This window comes from Archangium sp. (assembly GCF_036389735.1).
Taxonomy (GTDB): Bacteria; Myxococcota; Myxococcia; order Myxococcales; family Myxococcaceae; genus Archangium.
Window position 1 is genome coordinate 1 of sequence record NZ_DASVWK010000116.1, and the last position, 10,059, is coordinate 10,059.

The window sequence follows — 10,059 nt, forward strand, 5'->3', positions numbered from 1 at the left end:
CGATCCTCTGGTTTGAGGTCTTTGAGCGGCTCTATAAGCACCTTCTTCCCGGCACACTCCACAGGCTCAAAGCGGCCTTCCCAGCCCAGCATTTTCGTTCCTGCCTGGGTGCAGGGCTGCCGGAACCGGAAAACGGTTACCATTTCACCCGCGACGTACACTGGTGGTACTTCGTCCCTCGGGCTGTCCGAAAGGTAGAGGTTTCGAGAGACGGGCTCCCGTTCCTTCGCCCCGGCTACGGACGCCATCAGGACGAGCAGAAGAGCAGACCGGGGAGGTAAGAAGTTTCGCATACCACAGGCCAACCTATCCGCTAATGCGAACGAACGTCCAGACCCCTGAACCATGGCCCGTCGTAGCGTCCTGAAAGCTCGCCGCTTTAGTCTGGACAATGTGAAACACTTGACTTTCTGCGTTTCTCTGGGAATGGCTTTGATATGGGGAGCGCTCACGTCCGGTTGCTCGGCTGGAGCTGCTGCTATGGGCCCGGCGGACTGCCGACCGGGAGACTCCACCATGACGTGCTGCATCAAGAAGTACCCTTACGATCCGGTGGGGGCCTGTGGTGCCACTGCGGCGGATATAGAGGCGGCGGTACAGGCTGGGGCGAGGGTCGAGACCACCCTAGAACGAAGGGCGGACGAGGGCGCAGGTGAAGGAGAGGAGGCAGACGACCCCGACGAGGGATGGCGGGAGCACTGCCGAGATACCTACGTTCGGTGCCAGGATCAGAAAAAACCGCGTTGGATGGGCCCCTGCTACGATTGTTTTCGGTGGTGCGAGGGACAGCGCCAATGGCCCTACCACATATGCTGGCCAAAGCAGAGGTAATGCAAGGATGAACGAGCCTCACGATTGGGATAGGGTGCTTGGGCTATATGCCAAGCTACAGCGGAATGAAGCAATAGAGCTAAACGCTGATGTGCGTGACCTCTGCCAACAAGTGGCGCGGGACGTAGCTATTAGCAATGACGAAGCGGAACGCGCATTGCGCACCCCGGCGGGAGCGGAAACACTCGTGCGAGAGATGCGCCGCCGGATTTTCGAGGGTAGTCGGCGGCTATCCCAGGCGTTTGCCGAGTCAGACCGCCGCAAGAAAGCAGGCGACGTGGCCGGAGCGCGAGAGGTGCTGGAGGGGGTGTTGGCTGTCGAGGTTGTGCCCCTCTACCGGCAACATGCCACGACCATGCTTGATTACGTAGACGATCCCGAAGATTAGAGTCCCATGGCGCACGACCTTGGGCGAGCCTTCCAGTCTCGGTGATGGGCTACCCCTGCTCACTGAGGGCGTGCCCATCAATCAACTCGCTCACCCGGGCACACATCTCCCTCATCCAGCGTGCTCGGTAACAACGAGTACATGCGCTATTGCGAGGGCCAGCACGAATGGCCAGAAGCCAGGTGCCCTGATCCTCGTAAGAGCAAGAAGTAGGAGCGGAGATGTCCGACAGGCTGATTGATTGGGACCCCATTGGGGCGCTGGCAAAACGGGTCCTGGAGCAAGGCGAGCCCCTGGAACTCACCGCTGAAACGTGCACGCTCTTGCTGCGAAGCGCCCGCGAGGTGGCTATTAGCGACGAGGATGCAGAGAGCGCCCTCCGCAGCCTGTCCACCGCGACGACGCTGCTACAGGAAGTCCGGCGGCGCATCCATGACGGGTCATGGCGGCTCAGTCGTGCTCAAAACCGGGCCTACGACCTACGGGACGCGGGCGATCTCGACGGCGCACAGCAGCAAATGCGTGACGTGCTCGCCGTGGAGGTTGTTCCCTTCTACCGGGAACAGGCCGGAATTGGTCTTGAGAAGTTGACCGGGCTGGCGGAAGTGCGCGCAACCGGGCAGCTCAATCCGGACCTACGCGACCGGCCACAGCTCGCCGTTCTCGCGCAACGCATCCAGGAGGGGCACGCCCTGGAACTCACCGATGACTTGCGTGCCCTGCTACGCCGGACCGCCCCACGGCGGCCATCAGCGAGAACGAGACGGAAGAGGCCCTGAAGAGTCCGGAAGGCGCCGAGGCCATCATGGGGATGATTCTCTCTCGCTTTCGGGAGAGCGAGCGCCGATTCTTGAATTCGATGTACCGGATGACGAGCCTCCGGGACGCTGGGGATCTCGAAGGTGCGCGCCAGCAGATGCGTGACGTGCTGGCCGTGGAGATCGTGCCGCAATACCGCCGGATGGCAGAGGAACAGCTCAGGGGCCTCGACAGTCCGCCCCCAGAGTCGTGACCGCTCGGGACTGGATGCCGGACCCTCTCCCGGTGGGAGAGGGAGAGGGTCTACCGCGTCCGTCTCAGCTCTTGGTGAGCGGGCGGTAGCGGATGCGGTGCGGCTCCAGCGCGTCGGCGCCCAGCCGCTTCTTCTTGTCCGCCTCGTAGTCCTGGAAGTTGCCCTCGAAGAAGAAGGCCCGGCTGTCTCCCTCGAACGCCAGGATGTGCGTGGCGATCCGGTCCAGGAACCAGCGGTCGTGGCTGATCACCACCGCGCACCCCGCGAAGCTCAGCAGGGCGTCCTCCAGGCTCCGCAGCGTCTCCACGTCCAGGTCGTTCGTGGGCTCGTCGAGCAGCAGCAGGTTGCCGCCGCTCTTGAGCATCTTCGCCAGGTGCACCCGGTTGCGCTCGCCGCCCGACAGGTCCTTCACCCGCTTCTGCTGGTCCTGTCCCTTGAACGCGAAGCCCGCCAGGTAGGCGCGGCTCGGCATCTGCCCCGCCCGCCCCAGGTCGATGTAGTCCAGCCCGTCGCTCACTTCCTGGAAGACGCTCTTGTCCCCGCCCAGCGCGTCGCGGCTCTGGTCCACGTACGCCATCTTCACGGCCTCGCCCACGCGCAGCTCGCCCGCGTCCGGCTTCTCCACGCCCGTGAGCATCCGGAAGAGCGTCGTCTTGCCCGCGCCGTTGGGGCCAATCACGCCCACGATGCCGCCCGGCGGCAGCTTGAAGTTCAGGTCGTCGATGAGCAGCCGGTCCCCGTACGCCTTGCGCAGGCCCTTGGCCTCCACCACCAGCCCACGCAGCGGCGGCCCGGGCGGAATCGTCACCTCGCCCGTCGCATCGCGCTTGTCCTGCGTCTGGTTGAGCAGCTCCTCGTACGCCGAGATACGGGCCTTGCTCTTGGCCTGACGCGCCTTGGGCGAGGCGCGCACCCACTCCAGCTCGCGCTTGAGCGTCTTCTGCCGCGCGCTCTCCGACTTCTCCTCCAGCTCCAGCCGCTTCTGCTTCTGCTCCAGCCAGCTCGAGTAGTTGCCCTTCCAGGGCACCCCCTCTCCGCGGTCCAGCTCCAGAATCCACTCCGCCGCGTTGTCGAGGAAGTAGCGGTCGTGCGTGATGCAGACGATGGTGCCCTTGTACTCCTTGAGGGCCTGCTCCAGCCACGCCACGCTCTCGGCGTCCAGGTGGTTGGTGGGCTCGTCGAGCAGCAGCAGGTCCGGCTTCTCCAGGAGAATCCGGCACAGCGCCACGCGGCGCTTCTCACCGCCCGACAGCTTCGTCACGTCCGCGTCCCCCGGCGGCAGGCGCAGCGCGTCCATCGCCATCTCCAGGGTCCGCTCCAGCTCCCAGCCGTTGCACGCGTCGATGGCGTCCTGCAGCCGGCCCTGCTCGGCCAGCAGCTTCTCCATCTGCGCGTCGTCCATGGGCTCGGCGAACTTCGCGCTCACCTCGTTGAAGCGGTCCAGCAGGGTGCGGATGGGCTTGAGGCCCAGCTCCACGTTGCCCTTCACGTCCAGCGTGGTGTCGAGCTGCGGCTCCTGCGCCAGGTAGCCCACACGCGCGCTCGGGTCCGGCTTGGCCACCCCGAAGAACTCGGTGTCCACGCCGGCCATGATGCGCAGCAGCGTCGACTTACCCGAGCCGTTGGGCCCGATGACGCCGATCTTCGCGCCCGGGAAGAAGGACAGGTAGATGCCCTTGAGGATGTCCTTCCCTCCCTTGACCTTGCGCAGGTCCTGCATGGTGAAGATGAAATTCTGGGCCATCGTGCTCTTTCTGCCTCCGACGAGGTGACGTGAACGGTGGCGGATACCAAGGAGCCGCGACCGGCTCAAGGCGCTCGGGCGCTCGCTCGACCTCCCGGGGGCCAAACCCCGGGCTTTCCACCACTTCCGCGTAGGAACAGCGCGCGCCGTTCCCCGCGTCCTCCAGGGCCCGATTCCCCCGGGCCCCCTGCCCTCCAGCCAGGGAGGCGAGCCTACCCGCCCGCCTCCGAGGCCACCGGCAGGGGGCTCCCCCGCGTGAGCCGGGCATGGAGCGACTTCGTCACGAAGAAGGCGAAGTCCACCTCCCCGAAGCGCAGCAGGTCCCCGTCCCGCAGGATGTACTCCTGAGAGGGCGTGAGGGACTGGCCGTTGACGGAGGTGCTCCCGGTGGACTGGAGGTCCTTCACGCAGCAGGTGGAGACCGGCGCGTGCCAGCGCAGCTCCGCGTGCTGCTTGGACACCGAGGGGTCGTTGATGACCAGCTCGCAGCTCGGCAGCCGCCCCACCGCCAGCGCGTCCTGGCTGCGCAGTGGCGGCAGCGTGGCCACCTGCAGGAGGTCGAAGCTCAGCAGCACCGAGGCCTGGAGCGCATCCAGGCCGCCCGAGCCATTGCCCAGCGCCGTGCGCGGCACCCCCAGCCGCGGCGCCATCTCCTCCACCACGGGCCTCGGCGGCGTCCGCACCAGGGCGAACGGGCCGATCTTCCGGCAGAAATACGGCTCGGACAGCTTCTCCGCCAACGCCCTCAGCTCTCTCACGGTAAGCATTCAGCCCTATTGTAACGCGGTCGGGGCTTCCCGGGGGCGCTGGTGGTGGTAAAGGCGTGTCCCACCATGTCCTCCCCCCCCGCGCTCGAGCTCCGCGGCCTGACGAAGACCTACGGCGACAAGCTCACGGCCCTCTCCGACGTCCACCTCACCATCCATCCAGGAGAGATCTTCGCCCTGCTCGGTCCCAACGGCGCGGGCAAGACGACCCTGATCGGTTCGGTGTGCGGGCTGGTGAAGAAGACGAGCGGGAAGATTCTCGTCTTCGGACACGACCTGGACGAGGACCCGGTGCGCCCGCGCTACGAGGTGGGGCTGGTGCCGCAGGAGATCAACTTCGATCCCTTCTTCACGGTGGGCGAGTCGCTCCACATCCAGCAGGGCTACTACGGGCAGCGCCGGGACGAGGCGCGGGTGAAGGAGGTGCTCACCGCGCTCAACCTCCAGAACAAGGCGGACTCGCTCACGCGCGCGCTGTCGGGGGGCATGAAGCGCCGGTTGCTCATCGCCAAGGCGCTGGTGCACAAGCCGCGGCTCGTCTTCCTGGACGAGCCCACCGCGGGGGTGGACGTGGAGCTGCGGCGAGACTTGTGGACGTACGTGCGCAAGCTGGCCACCGAGGGCACCACCATCGTCCTCACCACGCACTATCTGGAGGAGGCCGAGGAGCTGGCCGACCGGGTGGGCGTCATCAACGAGGGCAAGCTGCTGCTGGTGGAGGAGAAGAAGGCGCTGCTGCGGCGGCTGGGCGAGAAGCGGCTGGTGGCCACCTTCACCACGCCCGTCCCCGCGCTGCCCGAGTCCGCGCTCCAGGCGGGGGCCACGCTGTCGGCCGACCACCTCTCCCTCACCTACGCCGAGCGCGAGGGCTGCGCTCCGGCCGGCGACATCCTGCGCGCCCTCTACACCCAGGGCCTCCCGGTCAAGAACGTGGAGACGCGCCACTCGCGCCTGGAAGACATCCTCATCGACATCCTGCGTGGCAAACCCGCCGCCCCCTCCACCGCCCCCTCGACGACGCCATGAACACCCACGGGATGAAGACCCTGCTGGCCAAGGAGGTCCGCCGCTTCATGCGCGTGCCGGGCCAGACCGTCCTCTCGCCACTCATCAGCACCTCGCTCTACTTCCTCGTCTTCGGCTACTCGCTCTCGGGCCGCGTGCACGAGGTGGAGGGGGTGCCCTACCTGCAGTTCATCGTCCCCGGGCTCGTCTTCATGGGCCTGGCCAACAACGCCTTCCTCAACAGCAGCTCCTCGCTCTTCATCACCAAGATTCAGGGCACGGTGGTGGACCTGCTGGTGGCGCCGCTGGGTCCCCTGGAGCTGCTGGCCGGCTTCATCGGTGGGGCCATGGTGCGCGGGCTGCTGGTGGGCGGGCTCACCTGGGTGGTGGCCATGTTCTTCACCGGCTTCCACCTGGAGCACGCCCCCGCCACCCTCTTCTTCCTGCTCCTGTCCTCCTACACCTTCAGCGTGCTGGGGGTGCTGGCGGCGGTGTGGGCCGAGAAGTTCGAGCAGATCAACTTCTTTCCCACCTTCGTGATGCTGCCGCTCACCTTCCTGGGCGGCATCTTCTACTCGGTGCGCGAGCTGCCCTCGCCCTGGAACCACATCAGCCTCTTCAACCCCATGGTCTATATGGTGGAGGGGCTGCGCTATGGGATGCTGGGCCGAGGCGGCTTCTCGCCCCTGCTGGGCAGTGGCATCCTCCTGGCCGTGGCCCTCGTCGCCACCGGCGTGGCGTGGCTCGCGTTACGTTCTGGTTACAAACTGAAAGCTTGAGGGCTCCTCGCCCGCCCGCCTGCCTGCTCTCCAGGTCTATTGGAGGACAGTGCATTCGCGCATTCTTGGAACACGGGTTATCGTGACGCGTCATGGCCGTTGCCTTCGGCAAGTACCAGTTGTTGCGCAAGATAGCCTCCGGTGGGATGGGACAGATCTTCCTCGCCCTCGAGAAGGGGGCGGGCTTCGAGCGCCTGGTGGTGCTCAAGCTGATCCTCCCGCACCTGGCCGAGGATGAAGAGTTCCTCAGCATGTTCCTGGAGGAGGCGCGGCTGGTGGCCCGGCTGGCGCACCCCAACCTCATCACCATCCTGGACCTGACGGAGATCGACAACCGGCACTGCCTCGCCATGGAGTACGTCCAGGGCGACGACGTGCGGCGGTTGGAGAAGTTCGCGCGGACGCAGGGCAAGCCGCTGCCGGTGGGGCTGGCGCTGCGCATCATCGCGGAGGCGGCGGCGGGGCTGGACTACGCGCACCAGGCGCGCGATGCGCTGGGCAAGCCGCTGCGGCTGGTGCACCGGGACGTGTCGCCGCAGAACATCCTGGTGGGCTTCGACGGAGGCGTGAAGGTCATCGACTTCGGCGTGGCCAAGGCGGCGGGCAGCGCGTCGCACACGGCCACCGGGGTGCTCAAGGGCAAGTACCCGTACATGTCCCCGGAGCAGGCCAACGGCCAGCCCGTGGACGCGCGCGCGGACCTGTTCGCCCTGGGCGTGGTGCTGTGGGAGCTGATCACCGGCCGGCGCCTCTTCAAGGGCGAGTCGGACCTGATGACGCTGCGGCTGGTGCGCGACTGCCAGGTGCCGGCGCCCTCGCAGCTCAACCCCAAGTTGCCGCCCGGGCTCGACGAGCTGGTGCTCAAGGCGCTGGCCCCCTCCCCCGACGCGCGCTTCCCGGACTGCGCGGCCTTCCGGCTCGCCATCGAGGACTACATCCTCCAGTACCGGCTGCCAGCCAGCAACGCGCACCTGTCCGCGTACCTGCGCGATCTGTACGTCGAGCGCATCACCCGCGAGTCGGACCCCGTCCAACTGGATCAGCTCGCCGAGGACGCGGACCTGGACTCCAAGTCCAACCCGTCGCGCAGCAGCATCCGCTCCATCTCGCAGCGACTGTCTCCGCCTCCGCCGCCCCCCGCCTCGTCGACGGGCACCCCGGTCGTCCCGCCGCCCAAGCCCCTGACGAAGTCGAACGGGAACGGGAACGGCAACGGGGACACCCGGCACACGCAGACGCTGATGCCGGAGCCCGTGACGCGGCGGCGCTTCCCGATGGTGCCGGTGGCGGCCACCGTGGGCGTGCTGCTCCTGGCCGCGGGAGCCGCGGTCATCTTCCGGGACAAGGCCACGGCCGAGCCCATCACGCCGGTGACGGAGTCACCGCCAGTGGTCCAGGTGCGCACCGAGCCGACCCCGCCCGAGCCGACCCCGCCCGAGCCCACGCCGGAGCCCCAGCAGGTGACGTTGAAGGTGAGCTCGGAGCCCGCGGGCGCGGCGGTCCTGGTCGATGGCAAGCCGCGCGGCGAGACGCCGGTGGATCTGCCGTTCGCGCCGGACGCGCGCGCCATGAAGGTGGAGCTGAAGCTGGACGGCTACCACCCGGTGTCGCGGCGGGTGTCCACCAAGGATGCCCCCGAGCTGCTGGTGAAGCTCATGCCGAAGCCGGCGGCGCAGAAGCCGTCCCGCCGCAACAACCCGAATCCGTCCCTGGGCATCAAGCGGGATCGCTGAGCCCCTCCGGCCCTGAAGAAGGGCCGGGGCGAAGGGCCTACCGGCCCTGGACGGGCTTGAGCACCTCGATGGAGGTCACCACGCGCACGCCGCCCTCGTTGCGGAAGTGGGTGCGGACGGACGTTCCCTCCTGGAGCTGCTCGATGGGCACCGCGTCCTCGTCCTTCACGACGACCTGCACCAGGGGCTGCTTGCGGCCCACGTCGAGGGTGAGGACGTTGCCCGTCGCTCCCTTCACCGTGCCGTTGACGATGCCGGCCTCCCTGTCGGTGAACTGATCTCCGGACGTGGCCTTCTCCTGCACGGCCTTGAGCTCCGGGGGCGTGGGGTCCTCGGCCGCCCGCGCACCGAAGGCGAATGTGACCAGCGAGAGCCCGGCGGCGAAGACGGTCCGTGAGCGCATGGCGCACCTCCTGCGAGACAAGCTGCGTCCGGTGATGGGCAGCGCCAAGACAAGCAACCAGACAGGGTGGCCCTCCTGCGCTCCTCGCTCCCTCCATGAAGCGCTCAAGGTTCCCCAGCCCGAGTGCTGTCGGGAAGACCCATGGTCTCCACCGTTCTCGCACCAAACCGAGACATCGGAGGCAGCCTGAAATTATTTCCAGGAGCCCTCACGGCCGCTGCGTTGTTGAGCGTTGGCCGCGCGCACAACCGAGAGGCAGCGAAGCAGCCGGAGTCGTCCAAGCTGGACCCGCGAGCACGAGACCTCACCCCGACCCAGGTTCGCTCCCTGGGCGAGCACGATTCACCAGGCTCGCGCGCCCGCTCCCTCTCGGAGATGTTCGAGCATTCGCCCGCGTGGACAGGCCAGGACCTCGACCAGGCTTTTCACGCCTTCTACGCCGAGAATGTGAATTCCGCTTCCATGCGAGCCATGGGAAGGCTCCTCGCGCAGCTGGCGCGTTGTGAGGGGTTGAGCGAGGCGAGCTGCTTGCTCGCGCGTCTGGGAGGGATCATCTGGGGCCTCCACGGAGCCAACCCGGGGCCCTCGCACCTCACGCCCCCCGGCCGTCCGCGGAGTGGGGCACCAGCGGTGTCGCCAGCACGTACACCCTCCCCGCGCTGATGCCCTTCGCGATTATGTTCCGCGCCGCGTGGGCGCCTGCGCGACCAGGCCCCGGACGACTTCCGCATCGAACGGCTTGTCGATGCGCTCCGTGTCCACGGTCGCCAGGAACGTCCGCGCCCGCTCGGTGAACCCGCCTCCCGTCATGAAGACGAAGCGCGACAGGCACTCGGCGCGCGTCTCCGCCAGCCGCTCGTACAGGTCCATGCCCGTCATGTCCGCCATCATCAGGTCGCAGAACACCCGATCGAACCCGTCGTCCCTCCGCAGCAGCTCCAGGGCCTCGCGGCCGCTCTGCAGCACCACCACCTCGTGCATCCGCCCGAGGATCCGCTTCATCACCGAGCCGATGCCCGGCTCGTCATCGATGATCAGCACCCGCCTGCGCGCCTGCACATCCACCACCGTCCGCGCCGGTGCCTGGGGGGATGCGGTCTCCGCCTCGCTCACATTCAGCGTCACCCGGAACGTGCTGCCCCGCCCCGGCGCGCTCTCCGCCTTCAGCTTCCCTCCCATCGAGTGGAGGATGCCCAGGCAGATGGACAGCCCCAGCCCCGTGCCCTCGTTCTGGGGCTTGGTGGTGAAGAAGGGCTCGAAGATGCGCGCCAGCACCTCGGGGCCCATGCCCACGCCGCTGTCGCGCACCTCCACCACCACCCGCTCCTCCTCCCGGCGCGTCACCAGCACCACGGCGTGGCCCGCCACGTTCCCCTCGGGAATGGCCTGCGCGGCGT

11 protein-coding genes are annotated in these 10,059 nt (G+C 67.4%); 6 read left to right on the top strand and 5 right to left on the bottom strand.

Annotation, left to right across the window (positions count from 1 at the left end):
• Window positions 1-293 (bottom strand): DUF2381 family protein (locus tag VF794_RS04495; protein WP_331107934.1); only part of this gene is annotated, 293 nt, incomplete at its 3' end.
• Between the two features lie 545 nt (window positions 294-838).
• On the opposite strand from VF794_RS04495, the gene VF794_RS04500 reads away from it, so the two are divergent.
• The 3 genes from VF794_RS04500 to VF794_RS04510 all read left to right on the top strand — a co-directional run bounded on the left by VF794_RS04500 (window position 839) and on the right by VF794_RS04510 (window position 2,231).
• Window positions 839-1,219 carry a DUSAM domain-containing protein gene (locus tag VF794_RS04500; RefSeq protein ID WP_331107935.1) on the top strand — a complete coding sequence of 127 codons (381 nt, stop codon included), beginning with the start codon at window positions 839-841 and terminating at the stop codon, window positions 1,217-1,219.
• Window positions 1,220-1,440: 221 nt separating this feature from the next.
• Window positions 1,441-1,998, top strand: coding sequence for a DUSAM domain-containing protein (locus VF794_RS04505; RefSeq protein ID WP_331107936.1), 558 nt, complete (start codon window positions 1,441-1,443; stop codon window positions 1,996-1,998).
• A 23-nt stretch (window positions 1,999-2,021) separates the two neighbouring features.
• Complete coding sequence (locus VF794_RS04510) at window positions 2,022-2,231, top strand: DUF2379 family protein (protein WP_331107944.1); 210 nt, start codon at window positions 2,022-2,024, stop codon at window positions 2,229-2,231.
• Window positions 2,232-2,295: 64 nt separating this feature from the next.
• Here VF794_RS04510 and ettA read toward each other — a convergent pair whose 3' ends face one another.
• Both ettA and VF794_RS04520 read right to left on the bottom strand, forming a co-directional pair.
• Complete coding sequence (gene ettA, locus VF794_RS04515; protein WP_331107937.1) at window positions 2,296-3,975, bottom strand: energy-dependent translational throttle protein EttA; 1,680 nt, start codon at window positions 3,973-3,975, stop codon at window positions 2,296-2,298.
• A gap of 212 nt (window positions 3,976-4,187) precedes the next feature.
• Window positions 4,188-4,742: an FHA domain-containing protein gene (locus VF794_RS04520; protein ID WP_331107938.1), complete on the bottom strand. Its 555-nt coding sequence runs from the start codon at window positions 4,740-4,742 to the stop codon at window positions 4,188-4,190.
• Window positions 4,743-4,808: 66 nt separating this feature from the next.
• On the opposite strand from VF794_RS04520, the gene VF794_RS04525 reads away from it, so the two are divergent.
• The 3 genes from VF794_RS04525 to VF794_RS04535 all read left to right on the top strand — a co-directional run bounded on the left by VF794_RS04525 (window position 4,809) and on the right by VF794_RS04535 (window position 8,259).
• Entirely contained in the window at window positions 4,809-5,768 is a 960-nt protein-coding gene (locus tag VF794_RS04525; RefSeq protein WP_331107939.1) for an ABC transporter ATP-binding protein, read from the top strand.
• Window positions 5,765-6,526 carry an ABC transporter permease gene (locus tag VF794_RS04530; protein WP_331107940.1) on the top strand — a complete coding sequence of 254 codons (762 nt, stop codon included), beginning with the start codon at window positions 5,765-5,767 and terminating at the stop codon, window positions 6,524-6,526. The genes VF794_RS04525 and VF794_RS04530 overlap by 4 nt, the downstream gene beginning before the upstream one ends.
• 92 nt (window positions 6,527-6,618) lie before the next feature.
• Entirely contained in the window at window positions 6,619-8,259 is a 1,641-nt protein-coding gene (locus VF794_RS04535; RefSeq protein ID WP_331107941.1) for a serine/threonine-protein kinase, read from the top strand.
• Window positions 8,260-8,296: 37 nt separating this feature from the next.
• On the opposite strand, the gene VF794_RS04540 is transcribed toward VF794_RS04535, so the two are convergent.
• Together VF794_RS04540 and VF794_RS04545 are read right to left on the bottom strand one after the other, a co-directional pair.
• Window positions 8,297-8,662, bottom strand: coding sequence for a hypothetical protein (locus VF794_RS04540; protein WP_331107942.1), 366 nt, complete (start codon window positions 8,660-8,662; stop codon window positions 8,297-8,299).
• 675 nt (window positions 8,663-9,337) lie between these two features.
• Window positions 9,338-10,059, bottom strand: a 722-nt coding sequence (locus tag VF794_RS04545) for an ATP-binding protein (RefSeq protein ID WP_331107943.1), incomplete at its 5' end; no start/stop codon positions are given.